Origin of the sequence: Mesorhizobium abyssinicae (assembly GCF_049887195.1) — a bacterium.
Classification (GTDB): domain Bacteria; phylum Pseudomonadota; class Alphaproteobacteria; order Rhizobiales; family Rhizobiaceae; genus Mesorhizobium; species Mesorhizobium abyssinicae.
This window is the reverse complement of record NZ_JARAKC010000008.1, coordinates 116063-132879: the sequence shown is the minus strand read 5'-3', so window position 1 is coordinate 132879 and position 16817 is coordinate 116063. Positions and strand designations below refer to the sequence as shown.

Below are 16817 nucleotides of genomic sequence, written 5' to 3'. Positions count from 1 at the left end.
AGACCAAACTGCCTGATTACCAAGGACGATTTGAAATGACCGCCGAGACCGTTCTCACCAATGCCCGCATCGTGCTTGCCGACGAGATCGTCGAGGGCTCGCTGGTGCTGCGCGGCGGCTTGATCGCCGTCATCGACCCGGGCGCTGCCCGCGCCGGCGAGGACATGGGCGGCGACTACATCATCCCCGGCCTGGTGGAACTGCACACCGACCATCTCGAAGGTCACTACGCGCCGCGCCCGAAGGTCCGCTGGAACCCGATTGCCGCCGTGCTTGCCCATGACGCGCAGGTGGCAACCGCCGGCATCACCACCGTGCTCGATGCCTTGCGCGTCGGCATGGACGAGGACGCCGACCTCACCTCCGCCGACATCCGCAAGCTGGCCGACGCCATTGAGGACAGCGTCGCGCAGGAGCGGCTCAGGGCCGACCATTTCATCCATCTGCGCTGCGAGGTCTCGGCGCCGGACTGCCTGAAGGCCTTCGCCAATTTCGAGACCGACGAGCGGGTGAAGCTGGCGTCGCTGATGGACCATGCTCCGGGACAGCGCCAATTCGTCAATCTCGAAACCTATGCCTATTACTACCAACGCAAGCTGAAGCTCTCCGATCGCGACTTCCAGAAATTCTGCGAGAAGCGCATGGCGGAATCGGCGATGAATTCCGGTCCGAACCGCATCTTCATTTCCGCCGCCTGCCACGAACGCGGCATTGTGCTGGCCAGCCATGACGACGCCACCGCCGGCCATGTCGAGGAAGCGATCGAGCAGGGCGTGCGCGTCGCCGAGTTCCCGACCACCGAGGAAGCGGCGCGGGCCTCCAAGGCGGCCGGCCTCGGCGTGCTGATGGGTGCGCCCAACGTCATGCGCGGCGCCTCGCATTCCGGCAACGTCTCGGCCCGCACGCTGGCCGGCGACGGCCTGCTCGACATCTTGTCGTCCGACTACATTCCCTTCAGCCTGATCCAGTCGGCATTCTTCCTTGGCGATATGGTCGAGGGCATTTCCCTGCCGCAGGCGGTGGCGATGGTCTCGAAGAACCCGGCCGAGGCGGTCGGTCTCAGTGACCGCGGCGTGATCGAGGAGGGCCGGCGCGCCGATCTGGTGCGCGTGCGCGTCGACGATCATGTGCCGGTCGTGCGCACCGTCTGGCGCCAGGGGCGCCGGGTCGCATGATGGTCTCGGCCCTGCTCGAACGCGAATTGTCGGCCGAGAGATTCCCGATCCGCAACGGCGTCTTCGTCGCCGTGGTCGGTCCGAGCGGCGCCGGCAAGGACACGGTGATCGGCTATGCAAAGGGCCGCTTCGCCGACGAGACGCGGCTCGAATTCGTGCGCCGCGTCATCACCCGCCCGAGCGATGCGGCAAGCGAGGACCACGATACGCTGGCCGATGCCGCCTTCGCCGAGGCCGAGGCCGACGGCGCCTTCGCCTTGTGCTGGGACGCCCACGGCCTGCGCTACGGCCTGCCCGCCGATGTCGACTGGGCGGTCGCCAACGGTCATGTCGCAGTCGCCAACGTCTCGCGGTCTGTTATTCCGGCGCTGCGCGAGCGTTACGCCAATCTGGCGGTGGTCGAGATCACCGCGACGCCGGAAATCCTCGCCGAGCGGCTGGCCGCGCGCGGCCGCGAATCGCGCGGCGAAGTGCTGGCGCGCCTGGCGCGCAGCGCCAGCATCGCGCTCTCCGGGCCGGACGTCACCTCGATCGACAACAGCGGCGCCAGGGACATCGCCGGTGAGCGCTTCGCCGAGGTGCTGCGCAAGGCGATGGCGTTTTCGGATTTGTCCAGCATGATCTGAGCCCCTTGCCTTCTCCCCTTGTGGGAGAAGGTGGCCTCGCGAAGCGAGGTCGGATGAGGGGTGCTCCAGCTTGGCAAGGACGGTGATCCGTCGCGCACCCCTCAACCGTCTCGGCGCTGCGCGCCGATCCACCTTCTCCCACAAGGGGAGAAGGGGAAGTGAAAGCTACTCCGCCGGTGCGCCGGCGACGTTCCTGCGCGTCGCGTCGATCATCTGCCGCCGCGCCCGGAACACGCCCCATTGCTGGTCGACGAGCACGCCGATCAGGATCACCCCGCCCATCACGGCGAAGTTCAGCGAGGACGGGATGCCGAGCAGGTTGACGAGGTTCTGCAGCTCCTGCAGCAGCACCGTGCCGAGGATGACGCCGATCAGCGAGCCTTCGCCGCCGCGCAGCGAGAAGCCGCCGAGCACGGCGGCGGCAATGGCATAGAGCTCGTAGAACTGGCCGTGGCTCGCCGGCGAGATCGAGCGCGTGTACATGGCGAAGTAGATCGCCGACAGCGCCGTCAGCACGCCGCAGATGACGTAGGCCGCCATGACGATGCGGCCCGTGCGGATGCCCGAATATTTCGCCGCTTCCTCGTTCTTGCCGATGGCGTAGAGATAGCGCCCGAACACCGAGCGGTGCAGCACCACCCACATGACGATGGCGATGATGATCAGCGCGATGAAGCTGTTCGGCACGCCGTAGCTGCGTCCGGCGGTGAGGAATTCGAGGTCCGGGAAATTCTGGCCGAAGGCGAAGCCCGCCGTGCCGTCGGCGGTGTAGAAGCGCGCCACGCCGCGGTAGATGAGCAAGCCGCACAGCGTCACCACGAAAGGCTGCAGCTTCAGCCGCGTGATCAGCCAGCCATGCACCAGGCCGATGATCGCGCCGAGCGCGATGATCAGCACGAAGGCCAGCGGCCAGTCCAGCTCACGCACGGCGATGAAGTCGATGAACAGCGTGCCGAGCAGCGCGACCACCGAGCCGACCGAGAGCTCGATGCCGCCGGTGATGATGACGAAGGCCTGGCCGATCGACAGGATGCCGAACAGGCCGATCAGGTTGGAGGTGTTGGCAAGATTGATCGGCAACAGGAAGCGCGGGTTGATGGCCGTCACCACCGCGCCGACCACCAGGATCAGCACCAGCAGGCCGAGATCTTTCTTGCTCATTGCGCTCCTCCCACCGCCTGGGCCGGCAGCGGCTTCTTGCCCACCGCCAGCCGAAGCACGTTCTCCTGGCTGAAGTCGTCCTTCTCGAGGATGCCGGATATCTGCCCCTCGTGCATGACCGCGATGCGGTCCGACACCCCGATCACTTCTTCCATGTCGCTGGAGATCATCAGCACCGCCACGCCGGCGTCGGCCAGCGCCCGCATCAGGCCGTAGATCTCGGCCTTGGCGCCGATGTCGATGCCGCGCGTCGGCTCGTCGAGGATCATCACCTTGGGGTTCATCGCCAGCCATTTGGCCAGCACCACCTTTTGCTGGTTGCCGCCCGACAGCGTGCCGGTGCGGGTCGCGACCGACGGCGCCTTGATGCCGAGATTGCTCTTCTGCTTCTCGGCGGTGGCGATCTCGGCGCTGGTCGAGACCAGCTGATGCTTCGCATGCGCCGGCAGGTTGGGCAGCGAGATGTTCTCGGCGATCGAGAGGTCGAGCAGGATGCCGGTCAGCTTGCGGTCCTCCGGCACCAGGAAGATGCCGCTCGCGACAGCGTCGGCGGCCGAACCGAGCTTCAGCGTCTTGCCATCCAGCGTCACGCTGCCGCCGAAGCGCTCGTCGATGCCGAACAGCACCCGCGCCAGCTCGGTGCGGCCGGAACCGACCAACCCGGCAAAACCGAGGATTTCGCCGTGGCGGACGTCCAGATCGACCGGGCGTTCCGGATAGGCGCTGGTGCGCACGGCCCTGGCCGAGAGCGCCGTGCCGCCCGGCGCATGCGCGGAATCCGAGACCCGCTCGCGTTCCTTCAGCATGCGGCCGATCATCAGCTTGACCATCTGGTCGTGATTGATCTGGTTTTTCGGCAGCGTGCCGGCGAGCATGCCGTCGCGCAGCACGACGACGCGGTCGGCGACGCGTTCGACCTCGTGCAGTCGATGCGAGATGAAGATGACGCTGATGGCTTCCGCCTTCAGCGCCTTGATGACGTCGAGCAGCTTCTCGGTCTCGGCGATCGGCAGGCTGGAGGTCGGCTCGTCGAGGATCACCAGCCGCGCCTTGATCGACAGCGCCTTGGCGATCTCGACCATCTGCTGCTGGGCGAGCGACAGCGAGGCGACCGGCGCGTCGGCTGAGAAATTGGCGCCGACGCGCTTCAGCAGCGGCGCCACCATCTCGCGCAGCTTCGAGCGGTCGACGAGCTTCAGCGGCCCAGCCTTCAGCGGCTCGCGGCCGAAGAAGATGTTGGCGGCGACGTCGAGGTTCTCGAACAGGTTGAGTTCCTGGTGCACGAAGGCAATGCCGGAACCGATGCTGGCCTCGACGGTGAGCCCATCATGCGCGACGCCATCGACGGTGATGGTGCCGGTATCCGGCCGCGTCACGCCGCCGAGGATCTTCATCAGCGTCGATTTGCCGGCGCCGTTTTCGCCGACCAGGCCGATCACCTCGCCTGGCCGCACCTCCATGGAAAAGCCGTCCAGCGCCACCACGCCGGGATAGGTCTTGCGCACGCCGTCCAGGGTCAGGAACGGAGCGATCGCGGATTGAGCAATGGATACGTCGGAATAATTCATCACGCCTGACAGCAGCCGGTGGGCGTTTGGCCTCAGACTGACGGGCCTTCGCGGGCCCGTCAATATGATCGCCGGCTCAAGGCAGATCCATGAGCCGGCGAAACGGGCGTCGTCCTACTTGCCGGCCATCGCCTTGAGGTTCGCGGCGTAGGCGTCGACATCGTCCTTGCCGATGATCTTGGTCGGCACGATGATCAGGCCGCCCTCCGGGATGCCCGACTTGTCGCCCTTGAGATAGGCGGCCATCAGCTTCATGCCCTGATAGGCCCACTCGAACGGCTGCTGCACCACGGTGGCGGCAACGGTGCCTTCCTTGACGCCGCCCAGCGTGATCGGATCGTCATCGAAGCCGACGACGGTGATCTGGCCGAGCTTGCCGGCGTCGCGCAGCGCCTCATAGATGCGCGGCGTGTTGTAGGAATAGAAGCCGACCATGCAGGTGATGTCGGGGCTGGCGACCAGCGCGTCCTCGACGTTCTTCTTGGCGCGTGCCTGGTCGATGTCGTCGCCGCGCACGTCGACCAGTTCGATCTTTGTGCCGGCGAGCCCGTCCTTCATGCCCTGGATGCGTTCCTTGGCGTTGTCGGCGCCGAGCAGGCCGACGAAGCCGAGGCACTTGCCGCCGTCCGGCATCGCCTTCTTGGCGATCTCGGCCGCCTGCTTGCCGGCATCGACGTTGGACGAGCCGATATAGGCGACGCGCTTGGTCTGCGGGGCGTCCGAGTCGGTGGTGAACAGCGCCGTCTGGGACGCGATCTTGTTCAGCCCGTCGGTCGAGGTCTTGGGGTCGACGGCGGAGACCATGATGCCCTTGACGCCGGCCGTCACCAGGTCATCCATCAGCCGCTGCTGGATGGCGACGGACGACTGCTCCGGATATTTCAGCTCCAGATTGTAGTCCGGCAGCTCGCCTTGCGCCTTCTTCACGCCGGCTTCCGCCGCCTTCCAGAAGTCGGATGCGCCGTTGACGACGAAGGCCAGCGTCGGCTTGTCGTCGGCGCGCGCGATCGCGCTCGCCGACAGGCCGAGCGCCAGGGCCGCGGCGGCGATGGACGCAGTTCGGATCACAGATTTCATGTTCAACCTCCCTTTTGAAACACAGACAGAATGTGTCGCTTGCGGCGCGGGCACCCCTCTCCTCAAGGGTTTGGCCCCAGATCCGGCAACCTAAGAATGGCGCCAATCCAGCCGCGACCGAGACACTAGACACTCATTCGCAGTTCGTAAATAGTCCGATTTGTCTGACATTTTCGTGAGTGTGCGGCGACCCTCTTCCGGCGGCTTGCCGGCCCGATGGCGCACCGCATCGCACGCCTTGACGCCACCAGCCGGAAGCCCGGATCCGGTAACGACGAGTTGACAGTAGAACGCTTACGGCTATTAGTAAATAGTATTAGTTATTGAGGATGGCCGATACAGCCGGACGGGAGATCTGGCAGGCGAAGCGGAGCGCAAGGGAGGAAGAAGAGCGCCAGCGGCAAAGCGGGCCATCGCGCGGAAATTCTACGGGAAATCGTCAGCTTTGCTGACCTTGTCCGGTCGTTTCGTCGGCGTGCGGCGCGGCCGGCGCGGAATGCGTTGCGTTTGGTAATAGTTATAATCAAGCTGCATTTCGATAAATGCGCTTCCACGAAAGCCATCTTGCCGTTGCTGCCGGCCTTTGCTTAACAACTGGCCGGGTTTGGGAAAACGACCATGAGCGAACCGACGGAATTGCGCGATCCCCCGGAGGCGTCCAGGCGACGCGCCGCCAGGCCCAAGGGCCGCGTCACCATGACCGACATAGCCAGGGCCGCCGGCTGCTCGCAGGCGACGGTGTCGTTCGTGCTCAACAATTCGCCCGGCATCAGGCTCTCGCAGCAGACCCGCGACCGGGTGATCGAAGCGGCGCGGTCGCTGGGCTACTCGCCGCCGGTGTTTTCCGCCCTGCGGCCGCCGGTGACGCCATTCGAGGGGCTGGACGGCGTCATCGGCTTCGCCGTCGACCAGCTCGCCACCAGCCCCGAGGCGGTGGTCGCCATCGAGGGCGCGCGCCAGGCCTCCTGGAATGCCGGCAACGTGCTGCTTGTCGCGCAGACCATGGGCGATGCCGTCATGGAGCCGCGCGCTATTTCAGCGCTGACGAGGCGCGGCATCTCGGCGCTGATCTACATGACCATCTTCACCCGCGAGATCGCGGCGCCCGAATTCCTCTACAGCCTCGATATCCCGGTCATCCTGCTCAACTGCTACACCGCCGACTATGCCTTCCCTGCCGTCGTACCCTCCGAGATCGCCGGCGGCCAGAGCGCGACGCGGCATCTCATCGGCCATGGCCACCGCCGCATCGCCACCATCACCGGCGAGCCCTGGATGCAAGCGGCTCAAGATAGGCTGAAAGGCTATCGCCGCGCCCTCGCTACCGCCGACATCCCCTTCGATCCGGAGCTGGTGGTCGAGGGCGACTGGTCGGCCAGCGCCGGCTATGCCGCGACTGTCAAATTGCTCGCCCTGAAGGAGCGCCCGACCGCCATCTTCTGCCAGAACGACCGCACCGCGATTGGCTGCTACGAGGCGCTGAAGGAGGCCGGCCTGCATATCCCCGAGGATATTTCCGTCGTCGGCTATGACGACGAGGAGATCGCCCGCCATCTGTTTCCGCCGCTGACGACATCGATCCTGCCGCATATGGCGATGGGCCAATGGGCGATCGAGCAGCTGGAAGCGCCGCCCACGCCTGGCCGCGGCCGCTATCCCATCACCAAGCTGGAATGCCCGCTGGTGGAGCGGGAGAGCGTGGCGACCGTGAAGTCGTCCACATAGAAGCCGTTACACACCACGCTATCCTTGCCTGCGATCGCGTCGATTGCGCCACCGCTTGGCATCGATCCCGTCGAGGACTAGCCTGAGGCCAGCGAAGGGAGAGCGAGATGACGTCTAGCTTCACTGTGCACCAGGCATCCGGCTACGAGCAGCTGATGGGTCGCTGGAGCCGCAGGCTGGCGCCCAAATTCATCGACTTCGCCGGCCTGGCCGGCGGCGAGAAGATCCTCGACGTCGGCTGCGGCACCGGCAGCCTGACCTTCGAGCTGGCGAAATCCGCCGGCCTCGCCGAAATCCAGGCCATCGACTTCTCGCCCGTCTTCATAGAGGCGGCCAAGGCACGCAACACCGATCCGCGCACTACCTTCAGCCAAGCCGACGCCACCGCGCTGCCGTTCGCGGACGACGCGTTCGACCGCGCGCTGGCGCTGCTCGTGCTGCATTTCGTGCCGGAGGCCGGCAAGGCGGTGGCCGAGATGCGCCGCGTGACGCGGCCGGGCGGCGTTGTGGCAGCGGTGGTGTGGGACCATTTCGGCGGCATGCCCGGCATGCGCATGATGATCGACACGGTTGCCGCGCTCAGCGAAAGCGGTCGCCAGATGCGCAGCCGCTATTGCTTCCAGCCGATGATGCAGCCGGGCGAGATGAAGCGGACCTTCGTCGAGCAGGGCCTGGCCGACGTCACCGAGACCGAGCTGATGATCCGCATGGACTATGCGGATTTCGACGACTACTGGGCGCCGATCGGCGCCGGCGAGGGGCCGCTCGGCAAATACATGTCCACGCTCGACGCCGCCGAGCGGGCGCGCACCGAAGCCGCCGTCCGCGATGCCTACCAGGCCGGCCGGCCCGATGGCCCGCGCTCGTTCGCCAATGTCGCCTGGGCCTGCCGGGGCGTTGTTCGCTAGAGCATTTGCAGCCAAGTGGAATCACTTGGCGTCGCAGGTTGCGGCTAACAACGGCGTTTTCGCCTATCCGCCGACCATCAGCTTGACGACCTCGTCGTGGTTGGTCTCCGCGATCTTGCGCTCGCCCGCCTGCACCCCGCGCCTCGGCACGGCGATGCGGTCCGAGACGGCGAGGACGCGGCCCGGCGCGGATCGCAACCAACCAATGTGTCGAGCGCGCCGCGCTGCGCCGCTTGGCTTTCCGGAATCTCAAAAAAGACTATGACAGATAGCAATACTATGCTATGCGGCATAGCAATAATGCTATTTGACATAGCGAATGATGGCAAGGAGGAGCCACACAGTGCCGAGGTCGCGGTGTAATGGGATGGAGTCGGCCCGGTCTTGGTGATGGAGCCAGGCTGCATCCTCGATGCCACCGCGCTCGTTGGCCACTGCACCAGGCGCATGAGCCTGCAAAGTATCAAAGACATTCTGTGCGCTTGAGGCGTTGCCGCGAACAGCCTCCGGCAAGATTCACGTGCTGCGGGCGCTGGCAGCGGCAGGACCAGATGCCCCGCGCGCGCAGCAGAGCAATTGCGAATGTTTGCAAGGGAGGATCAACGAGTGAACATCCAAAGCAGGAGCTTCATCGACGAGGCGCGCTGGACCGGCAAGGCATTTCTGGGTGGCTGGCGTGAGACGGCTGCCGGCGTCGCCGAGGTGCGCAATCCCGCGACCGCCATGTTGGTGGCCTCGGTGGGCGTCGGCGGCGCGGCAGACATCGGGCAAGCCGCGGTTGGCGCCTATCTGGCGCAGCCGGCCTGGGCGGCGAAACTTCCCTCCGAGCGCGCGGCCATATTGAACAAGGCGGCCGATATCCTGGAAGCCAATGGCGAAGAGCTGGTCGGCTGGATAATGCGCGAATCCGGCTCCATCCGGGCGAAGGCGCAAATCGAGATCGATCACGGGGCGGCCTTCATCCGCCACGCCGCGGCTGCCGCTGTCGAGCCGAATGGCATCGCCCTTCCCACCATGGATGCCGGACGCCAGAACCATGCGCGGCGGGTGCCGCACGGCGTGGTCGGAATTATCTCGCCGTTCAATTTTCCACTTGTCCTCTCTGTCCGCGCGATTGCCGCCGCTTTGGCGACAGGCAACGCCGTCGTCCACAAACCGGATCCGCGCACGCCGATTTCCGGTGGCATCATCATTGCACGCCTGTTCGAGGAAGCGGGCCTGCCCGCAGGTGTCCTCCATGTCGTCCCCGGCGGAATTGACGCCGGCGAGGCCCTCTGCACGGATGCGAACATCGCGATGGTCTCGTTCACGGGGTCGGCGGCGGCCGGGAGCCGGGTCGGCGAGCTGGCCGGCAAGCATCTGAAGAAGGTCCAGCTCGAGCTCGGCGGCAAGAACGCCCTGATCATTCTCGATGATGCCGATCCCGACATCGCGGCGTCGAATGCCGCCTGGGGCTGCTTCCTGCATCAGGGCCAGATCTGCATGTCGACCGGTCTCATCCTTGTCGACGAGAAGCATGCCGATGCGATTGCTTCGCGCCTTGCCGCCAGAGCCGGACACCTGGTTGCCGGCGATCCCTCGACCGATCAGGTGGCGCTTGGCCCCATCATTTCCGATGCCCAGGTCGAGAGAATCCAGGGCATCGTCGACGATGCCGTCGCCAAGGGCGCAAAGCTGCTCGCCGGAGGCAAGGCAAGCGGCCGCTTCTATCCGGCAACGGTTCTGTTCGGCATTGAGCGAGGCATGCGTGCGTTCGAGGAAGAGATCTTCGGGCCCGTCGCCTGCATTGCCCCGTTCCGCGACGAAGAGGCGGCGATCGCTCTCGTCAACAGCTCCGAATATGGCCTCGCCGCCGGCGTCATTTCGGCTTCCGTCGACCGCGCCCAGTCGGTTGGCGAAAGACTGGAGGTCGGCCATCTGCACATCAACGATCAGACCGTCAACGCCGGGCCGCACGCACCTTTCGGCGGCCGGCGGCGCTCGGGCAATGGCAGCCGCGTCTCAGGCCCGGCGATCTGGGAGGAATTCACGCAGTGGATGTGGATTTCCGTCAAGGAACAAGCAACGCCCTATCCATTTTGACCAATCCCCGAAGGATCGAACCATGAATCTCTCCAACAAGCTTCTGGTCATCACGGGCGCCTCTTCGGGGATCGGAGCCGAGGTCGCCCGTCTCGCCCGCTTCCATGGCGCCAGGGTAATCGGCATCGACCGCAATGATCCCACGGTTAGCCTCGATGGCTTCGTGAAGGCCGATCTCTCGAAGCCGGAAACGATCGACGAGGCCGTTTCGTTCTTGCCCGCGCAATTCGATGGGCTGGTCAACGCGGCAGGCGTGCCGGGCACCGCCGACAAGGATACGGTCGCACGCGTCAACTATCTCGGCCTGCGTCACCTGACCGAGACTGTGGTCGGCAGGCTTTCGCCGGGCGCGGCAATCGTCAACTTCGCATCGATATTGGGCGCCGCATGGCCGGAACGCCTCGCCCGGCACAAGGACCTGGCAACGACCGCGACCTTCCAATCCGGTCATGATTGGTTGGCTGCGAATCCGGTTTCGCAAGGCACCTGCTATCAATATTTCAAGGAAGCGCTGATCGTCTGGACGTTCATGCGGGCGCAGCAGCTCTTCCTCTCGCGTGACATCCGCATGAATTCCGTCGCGCCCGGCCCGGTCTTTACGCCAATCCTCGGCGACTTCATCACCATGCTTGGTCAGGATCGGGTCGAGGCTGACAGCGGCAGAATGAAGCGCCCTGCCTTTGCAGACGAGATCGCGCCGGCTGTCGTCTTCTTGTGCTCGGACGCGGCGCGCTGGATCAATGGCGTCAACCTGCCGGTCGACGGTGGGCTGGCCTCCACCTATCTCTGAGGCGGCGCGCGTTCAACCGCACGCCGGGCCGCGCCAGTTACGCCGCCATCTGGTCGATCAATTCCCATCTATGTCGGCCGCAGCGCTACAATATTCTGCCTTCAGGCGTGGGAGGCGGCTGTAAGCTTGGCGCAGTGATCGAGGAAATCGTAGGTTGCCAAATGGGGCACCACAGGAGATGAAACTGGGCACCGCCATATTATTTTGGTGCCTATCGATTCTCAAGGCTTACCACTGAATGCACGTTCGGCCGCGGCACAAATGTCGGCGCGCTAGTCGCCGGCCGATGTGCGGGCGGCGGCACATTCGAACCGGAGGCTCAAATGTCAGTCCAGGAAGAACCTTCCCTCGCGCTCCCCGCACATCCTGAGGAAATCAAGTCGGTTTTCGATCTGCGTTTGGGTAAGCATGTTGTCTTGCAAGGCAGTGCCAGGATAACACCGGCAGGTGTGATCAGCGCCGGGATCGCGGTCGCCGTTATGACCCTTGCGCTGGGTTACCTTGCTTCGTCGGGGAGGCGTCGCAGGCAATAGGGGGCATGCCGTTGGCGCACCCGACAGGATTCGAACCTGTGACCTCTGCCTTCGGAGGGCAGCGCTCTATCCAGCTGAGCTACGGGTGCTTCCCGGGGAACCGGAAAACGAACCAGCCGGTGAGCCGGCCAGCCACGGCTTCTTAGCGGAAGCCGCTCCGGGCTTCAACGGGCAATTGGGGTGGCAAGGCATTTGACGCCACAGGAGCGGTTAGGCTTCCCGAGGGCGTATGTGGCGGTCAAGGCTGCGCCGTATCTGCGTCGTCAGCAACCTTGCTGCTCCGACGCCTCACCCCGCCGCCTCGCTCCTCGCCACCCGCCTCCGCACCCCTCTTGTCGCCCGCTTCACCTTCTTCGCGCCGGTCAGCTCGTGCATCGCGTCGAGCTGCATCTGCTGCATTTCGGCCAACCGCTGCCATTGGCGCGAGATCAGATAGTCGAGTTTTTCGTGCAGATGCCGCACTTCGAGCTCGGCCTTGAGGTTCACTCGGTAGTCGTTGAAGGAGCGCAGCCGGTCTTTTGCTTCCTGCCGCTTCTGGCTCATCATGATCACCGGCGCCTGGATGGCAGCGATGCAGGACAGCATCAGGTTGAGCAGGATGAACGGGTAGGGGTCGAAGGCGCCCGCCATGCCCTCGAAAAGATTGATGCCGATCCAGATCAGCAGCACGCTGGCGAACGAGATCAGGAACCACCAGCTGCCGCCGAACTCGGCCATCGAGTCGGAGACGCGGTCGGCGAACGACCTGTGCTCCTCGAACTCCTCTTCCGAGTTTTCCGAAATCGTGTCCTGTCTCGCGATCGATTCGACCACCTGGCGGTCGAGCTCGGAGAATTCGCCGTGCTCCTGCTGCAGCAGTTCCTCCATGTAGCGCATGCGGTAGCGGGCGAGCTCCTCGCGGCTGATGCGGGCGCCGCGCGGCAGGTCGGGATGGTCGGCGCGGATGCGGTCGGAAAGGCTCGGTCGCAAATCGTCGATGCGCACCAGGTCGCGCTTGCGGAATTTCCGGCCGCTGATCGCCGACGGCTTTTTCTTCGGCTTGACCCGCGACGCGGCGGGCCCGGGCAGGGCCGGTTCGGAATCCGGCACCTCCGGCGCTTCGAGGATCTCGTCGTCCGCCGTCTCGTGCAGGTCGTCCGGCAAGGTGGAGGCCTCGAGATATTCGCCGGCCGAGTGGGTCTCGTCGTCTTCCGTCTTCTGCGCCTTCGGGTCGCCGGCCATGGTCAGTGCTCCTGTTCTCGGCTTTTGGGTACGATACGCCAAGCCGGCGCGGCATATCCATCGCGAGTGTGAATGTGGTGTGACCGAACAAGTTGTTGTGATGGGGGGCGGCGCAAGCTGAGATCGGTGGTGATCCTTCGCGCCCCCCTCTGTCCTGCCGGACATCTCCCCCGCGAGGGGGGAGATTGGCAGCTTCGGCGCCACGCTTTGACGTTGGCGATTGGCGAAAGCCGCGGTGAAATCTGATCTCCCCCTCGTGGGGGAGATGGCCGGCAGGCCAGAGGGGGGCGCCTCGGGCCGGCGTTGCAAAACTTCTACGGTTCCGGCAACCCCGGAAGCGCCGACCCCGTCGGCTGCTGCCCCGCGTACATCAGCCGCGTTTTCGCCTCCGCCGCCATCGGCGACAGGCTGCGCTGGATCAGCGCCTCGACATGGTCGTTGCGCTGGCGCGCGCTCTCGGCGCCCATCACCACCACGATCAGCTGGCGGCCGTCGGCATTGTAGGAGGTGACGATGTTGTAGCCGGAGGCCCTGATATAGCCGGTCTTGATGCCGTCGACGCCGCGCACCCGGCCGAGCATGTCGTTGTGGCCGCGCACCAGCCGGCCGCGGAACATGAAGTCGCTCTCGGAGAAATAGTGGAAATGCTGCGGGAAGCGGTGCTCCAGCGCCATGCCCAGCACCGCCATGTCGCGCGCCGTCGTCATCTGGCTGTCGTCAGGCAAGCCGGACGCGTTGCGGAAGCTGGTGCTGGTCATGCCGAGGCTTCGCGCCTTGGCGGTCATCATGGCGGCGAACTGGTCTTGCGAGCCGCCGAGATATTCGCCGACCGCCACCGCCACGTCATTGGCCGACTTGACCACGATCGCCCGGATGGCGGAATCGACGTCGATCGTCTCGCCGCGCCTAAAGCGCAGCTTGGTCGGCGGCTGCCGGGCGGCATTGTCCGAAACCGGGATCTGCGTCTCCTTGGTGATGCGGCCGCTCTCCAGCGCCTCGAACAGGAGATAGAGCGTCATCATCTTGGTCAGCGAGGCCGGATAGCGCTGTGCCGTCGAATTGACCTCGAACAGCTGCTTGCCGCTGCGGGCATCGACGACGATCGCCGCATAGCGCTGCGGCTGCGCCGGCACCGCCAATACACTATCGGGCGGCTCGACGGTGGTGCAGCCGGCGACCATCGCCAGCAGCGCGAACGCCATCATGATCTTCTGGAGGAGCGGGAAAGTGTCGGACAGGCGCAAGTCGGATCCGGCTGTTGCTGAGAGGGCCGGACCCTAGCCTAAGCCGATTGCTGCGTCCAACTGGTTAACGGGGGGATCAAGGTGTCTCAACAGCTTAGGCGGGCGACAGGCTCTGAACGACATCAACGCCGGCGCTGCCCCTCACCTGCCTGCCGGCACCCTCTCCCCGTATAGTGACGGGGCGAGGGGCGCTCTCATCGCCGCTTTCGCCAATCACCAACGTTGCAAGAAAGGCGCCAACGCTGCGGCCAGCCCCATTTCTCCCCGTCACTATACGGGGAGAAATGCCCGGCAGGGCAATGAGGGGCGGCGCCGACTTCGGCAAATTGGCGATTCCTGCGCGAGCGGCGCCATACCTTGCAGCTCGTCGCTATCGCTTCGTCGGGCGACACCTCCCACACCCCACCGCCCCGAAAACGCCCGTTTCCTGGCCTGTTTTCCCGGCGGGGCCGCGCTGCTACCATGCGTGCGGCATTGGTTTGGGGGATCGACATGACAGGTGACATCGGCGCGGCCGCGCCTTCTCTTATCCGGGCATCGCTCAGCCGCACCGGCAAATGGGCGGGCAGCGTCGCGTTCGTCAGCGGCGCGGTATCGGACGTGCTCAACCCGCTGGGGCCGTTCGCCGCCTATATCGCACTGGTTGCCGCGATCGCCGCCGCGATCATCGCCGTCGCCATCGTGCTCAGGCTGGTGCTGGCGACCAAAGCGATGCCGGCGCTGATCTTCGCCACCAGTGCGGCGGCGATCGCCAGCGGCGTCTACGCGGTCCAGCAGGAGACGAATTCGCAGAACGGCATCATCGCCACCCTGGTGCCGGCGGTGGCCGGACTGCAGCAGTCGCTGGGCATCGTCTCCGAAAAGGTCGCCAAGATCGAAAAGACCGTCACCGAGACGCAAAAGACGGTCGAGGAGGTCAAGAAGTCGACCGACACCGTTGCGCAGAAGGCCGAGGAGATCGCCGCCGCCGAAAAGCAGCAGACCGAGCAGGGCGCTCAGACCCAGAAGACGGTCGAGGCGGTCAAGCAGTCGACCGACACCGTTGCGCAGAAGGCCGAGGAGATTGCCTCGGCCCAGAAACAGCAGACCGAACAAGGCACGCAGACGCAGAAAGCCGTCGAGGCGGTCAAGCAGACCACCGACACGCTGGCCGCCGGCCAGCAGCAGGCGGCCGCGCAGGCCGAGAAGCTGCAGGCGACGACCGAGCAGATCGCAGCTTCCATCGACACCATCGCCAAGGGCTTTGCCGCGCTCGCCGCGCAGGGCGGCGCGATCGCCGATCCCAAGCGTCCCGACGAGTACTACCACAATGCCCGTGTCTACGAATTGTCGGGCGACATGCTGAACGCGCGGCGATCCTATCTCGCCTTCGCCAACTTCGATGTCGACGCCGTCGATCCCTACACGCGCTTCGCCACCTTGCTTCGGGTCCAGGACGGCAAGGCCGGCGCCCGCGAGGTGTTCGGCCAGCTTGCCGACAAGGCCAAGGCGCCGGCGATCAAGCTCGTCCATCTCGAACAGTTCGACGATGCCCAGCGCCTCGACAAGCTCAACGCCTTCATAGCGGCCCATCCCGACTACGCCCCGGCCTATTTCCTGTTGGCGCAGGAGTTTTCCGAGGATCGCCTCGGCAGCCAGTCGCTGTCCGACAAGCGCAGCGAGGCCGAGGCGCTGACCAAGTTCGTCTCCTACGAGAAGGAAGGCGGGCTGCTCAAATATTTCGTCGACCAGACCCAACTGGCCGACTGGCTGGAGCGCAGCCGCAGCCGGCTGGCCGCGGTCGGCGACGTGCTCGATCCGCAGCGCTTCGCCCCGACATTGACGCCGATGCGCTCCAATGCCGGCTGGACGATCACCATCTCGCTGCCCGAGGCGGCGACCGGCATCTCCTGGCGACTCGGCGAGAGCGGCCCGTTCACCGACACTGGCCTGATGGCGATGAACGACCAGCGGACCGGCAAGCCGATGCCCAATCCGAGCTTCGAACTGCCGGACAGCACCGCCGCCACCACGATCGGCATCAAATATCTCGACATCAGGGGCCGCGAGACCGGTCCGTTCGACATCCGTTTCGATCCGGACTCGGCCCTTCAGCAGGGCGACAAGCAGATCCTCGACCAGTTCTGGACCTCGTGGATCGCCTTCGATTCCGGCGGCAACCACGGCCTGGTCTATTTCACGCAGATGCTGTCCTACCGCTGCGCCATCAAGGAGGTTCATTACGGCCTCGACGGCGCTGCGCCCGACAAGGAGATCAAGATGCCGCCCTGCGACAAGAAGGATCCCTACGCCATCCCCTACGACTACCAGCCCTATTTCAAGGTCGCCGACAGCGTGAAGTCGATGTCGGTGCAGGTCACGTATACGGACGGCACCAAGTCGCCGGTCTGGGAGTATAAAAGGCAATAGGGGCGGCCCGTTTGTAGCGCTACCGCACCCTTTCCAACGCTGGCGCTGCCCCTCACCTGCCTGCCGGCATCCTCTCCCCGTATAGTGACGGGGAGAGGGGCGCTCTCATCGCCCCTTTCGCCAATCAGCAACGCTGCAGGAGGGCGCCGCCGCTGCGGCCAGCCCATTTCTCCCCGTCACTATACGGGGAGAAATGCCCGGCAGGGCAATGAGGGGCGGCGCCGACTTCCCGTCTGATGCAAAATGCTTTTCGCAGCGCTTGCGCATCGGGCATCGCGCGGGCTTTGCTGGCGCCAAA

Annotated in this window: 12 protein-coding genes, 1 tRNA gene and 1 pseudogene; 7 read left to right on the top strand and 7 right to left on the bottom strand. The window is 65.2% G+C overall.

Annotation, left to right across the window (positions count from 1 at the left end):
• Nucleotides 1–35: 35 nt before the first annotated feature.
• Nucleotides 36–1175, top strand: a complete 1140-nt coding sequence (locus tag PU724_RS19115; RefSeq protein WP_354420430.1) for an alpha-D-ribose 1-methylphosphonate 5-triphosphate diphosphatase — start codon at nt 36–38, stop codon at nt 1173–1175.
• Nucleotides 1172–1801 (top strand): phosphonate metabolism protein/1,5-bisphosphokinase (PRPP-forming) PhnN, encoded by a 630-nt coding sequence (gene phnN / locus PU724_RS19110; RefSeq protein ID WP_320253651.1) that lies wholly within the window; start codon nt 1172–1174, stop codon nt 1799–1801. The genes PU724_RS19115 and phnN overlap by 4 nt, the downstream gene beginning before the upstream one ends.
• Nucleotides 1802–1966: 165 nt before the next feature.
• Here the strand turns inward: phnN and PU724_RS19105 are convergent, their stop codons facing one another.
• The 3 genes from PU724_RS19105 to PU724_RS19095 form a co-directional block, all read right to left on the bottom strand.
• Nucleotides 1967–2962: an ABC transporter permease gene (locus tag PU724_RS19105; RefSeq protein ID WP_127286975.1), complete on the bottom strand. Its 996-nt coding sequence runs from the start codon at nt 2960–2962 to the stop codon at nt 1967–1969.
• On the bottom strand, nt 2959–4530 hold the full coding sequence (locus PU724_RS19100) for a sugar ABC transporter ATP-binding protein (protein ID WP_354420529.1): 1572 nt from the start codon (nt 4528–4530) through the stop codon (nt 2959–2961). Before PU724_RS19100 ends, PU724_RS19105 begins: the two co-directional genes overlap by 4 nt.
• Before the next feature lie 114 nt (nt 4531–4644).
• Nucleotides 4645–5607 (bottom strand): sugar-binding protein, encoded by a 963-nt coding sequence (locus PU724_RS19095; RefSeq protein ID WP_127286973.1) that lies wholly within the window; start codon nt 5605–5607, stop codon nt 4645–4647.
• A 618-nt stretch (nt 5608–6225) separates the two neighbouring features.
• Between PU724_RS19095 and PU724_RS19090 the strand changes: the two genes are divergently transcribed.
• Both PU724_RS19090 and PU724_RS19085 read left to right on the top strand, forming a co-directional pair.
• Complete coding sequence (locus tag PU724_RS19090; protein WP_187331346.1) at nt 6226–7332, top strand: LacI family DNA-binding transcriptional regulator; 1107 nt, start codon at nt 6226–6228, stop codon at nt 7330–7332.
• Between the two features lie 107 nt (nt 7333–7439).
• Complete coding sequence (locus PU724_RS19085) at nt 7440–8240, top strand: class I SAM-dependent methyltransferase (protein WP_354420429.1); 801 nt, start codon at nt 7440–7442, stop codon at nt 8238–8240.
• 63 nt (nt 8241–8303) lie between these two features.
• Here the strand turns inward: PU724_RS19085 and PU724_RS19080 are convergent.
• A pseudogene (locus tag PU724_RS19080) lies at nt 8304–8417 on the bottom strand (sugar ABC transporter ATP-binding protein); the annotation flags it as partial.
• A gap of 429 nt (nt 8418–8846) precedes the next feature.
• Between PU724_RS19080 and PU724_RS19075 the strand changes: the two are divergent.
• Together PU724_RS19075 and PU724_RS19070 are read left to right on the top strand one after the other, a co-directional pair.
• Nucleotides 8847–10322, top strand: coding sequence for a benzaldehyde dehydrogenase (locus PU724_RS19075; protein WP_354420428.1), 1476 nt, complete (start codon nt 8847–8849; stop codon nt 10320–10322).
• 22 nt (nt 10323–10344) lie between these two features.
• The gene (locus PU724_RS19070; RefSeq protein WP_354420427.1) at nt 10345–11112 is read left to right on the top strand and encodes a coniferyl-alcohol dehydrogenase; all 768 of its coding nucleotides are present in this window, start codon (nt 10345–10347) and stop codon (nt 11110–11112) included.
• Nucleotides 11113–11657: 545 nt separating this feature from the next.
• On the opposite strand, the gene PU724_RS19065 is transcribed toward PU724_RS19070, so the two are convergent.
• The 3 genes from PU724_RS19065 to PU724_RS19055 form a co-directional block, all read right to left on the bottom strand.
• Nucleotides 11658–11734: transfer RNA gene (locus PU724_RS19065), tRNA-Arg, on the bottom strand.
• Nucleotides 11735–11933: 199 nt separating this feature from the next.
• The gene (locus tag PU724_RS19060) at nt 11934–12866 is read right to left on the bottom strand and encodes a DUF1003 domain-containing protein (protein WP_354420426.1); all 933 of its coding nucleotides are present in this window, start codon (nt 12864–12866) and stop codon (nt 11934–11936) included.
• 314 nt (nt 12867–13180) lie between these two features.
• On the bottom strand, nt 13181–14071 hold the full coding sequence (locus PU724_RS19055; RefSeq protein WP_426213541.1) for a D-alanyl-D-alanine carboxypeptidase family protein: 891 nt from the start codon (nt 14069–14071) through the stop codon (nt 13181–13183).
• A 531-nt stretch (nt 14072–14602) separates the two neighbouring features.
• Between PU724_RS19055 and PU724_RS19050 the strand changes: the two genes are divergently transcribed.
• Nucleotides 14603–16519 (top strand): tetratricopeptide repeat protein, encoded by a 1917-nt coding sequence (locus tag PU724_RS19050; RefSeq protein WP_354420425.1) that lies wholly within the window; start codon nt 14603–14605, stop codon nt 16517–16519.
• The last annotated feature ends 298 nt before the right edge of the window (nt 16520–16817 follow it).

Excerpts from the sequence above, each read along its gene's own strand:
- PU724_RS19115 (WP_354420430.1), top strand. The coding sequence starts at position 36 with ATGACCGCCGAGACCGTTCTCACCAATGCCCGCATCGTGCTTGCCGAC.
- phnN (WP_320253651.1), top strand. The coding sequence starts at position 1,172 with ATGATGGTCTCGGCCCTGCTCGAACGCGAATTGTCGGCCGAGAGATTC.
- PU724_RS19105 (WP_127286975.1), bottom strand. The coding sequence starts at position 2,962 with ATGAGCAAGAAAGATCTCGGCCTGCTGGTGCTGATCCTGGTGGTCGGC.
- PU724_RS19100 (WP_354420529.1), bottom strand. The coding sequence starts at position 4,530 with ATGAATTATTCCGACGTATCCATTGCTCAATCCGCGATCGCTCCGTTC.
- PU724_RS19095 (WP_127286973.1), bottom strand. The coding sequence starts at position 5,607 with ATGAAATCTGTGATCCGAACTGCGTCCATCGCCGCCGCGGCCCTGGCG.
- PU724_RS19090 (WP_187331346.1), top strand. The coding sequence starts at position 6,226 with ATGAGCGAACCGACGGAATTGCGCGATCCCCCGGAGGCGTCCAGGCGA.
- PU724_RS19085 (WP_354420429.1), top strand. The coding sequence starts at position 7,440 with ATGACGTCTAGCTTCACTGTGCACCAGGCATCCGGCTACGAGCAGCTG.
- PU724_RS19070 (WP_354420427.1), top strand. The coding sequence starts at position 10,345 with ATGAATCTCTCCAACAAGCTTCTGGTCATCACGGGCGCCTCTTCGGGG.
- PU724_RS19060 (WP_354420426.1), bottom strand. The coding sequence starts at position 12,866 with ATGGCCGGCGACCCGAAGGCGCAGAAGACGGAAGACGACGAGACCCAC.
- PU724_RS19055 (WP_426213541.1), bottom strand. The coding sequence starts at position 14,071 with ATGATGGCGTTCGCGCTGCTGGCGATGGTCGCCGGCTGCACCACCGTC.
- PU724_RS19050 (WP_354420425.1), top strand. The coding sequence starts at position 14,603 with ATGACAGGTGACATCGGCGCGGCCGCGCCTTCTCTTATCCGGGCATCG.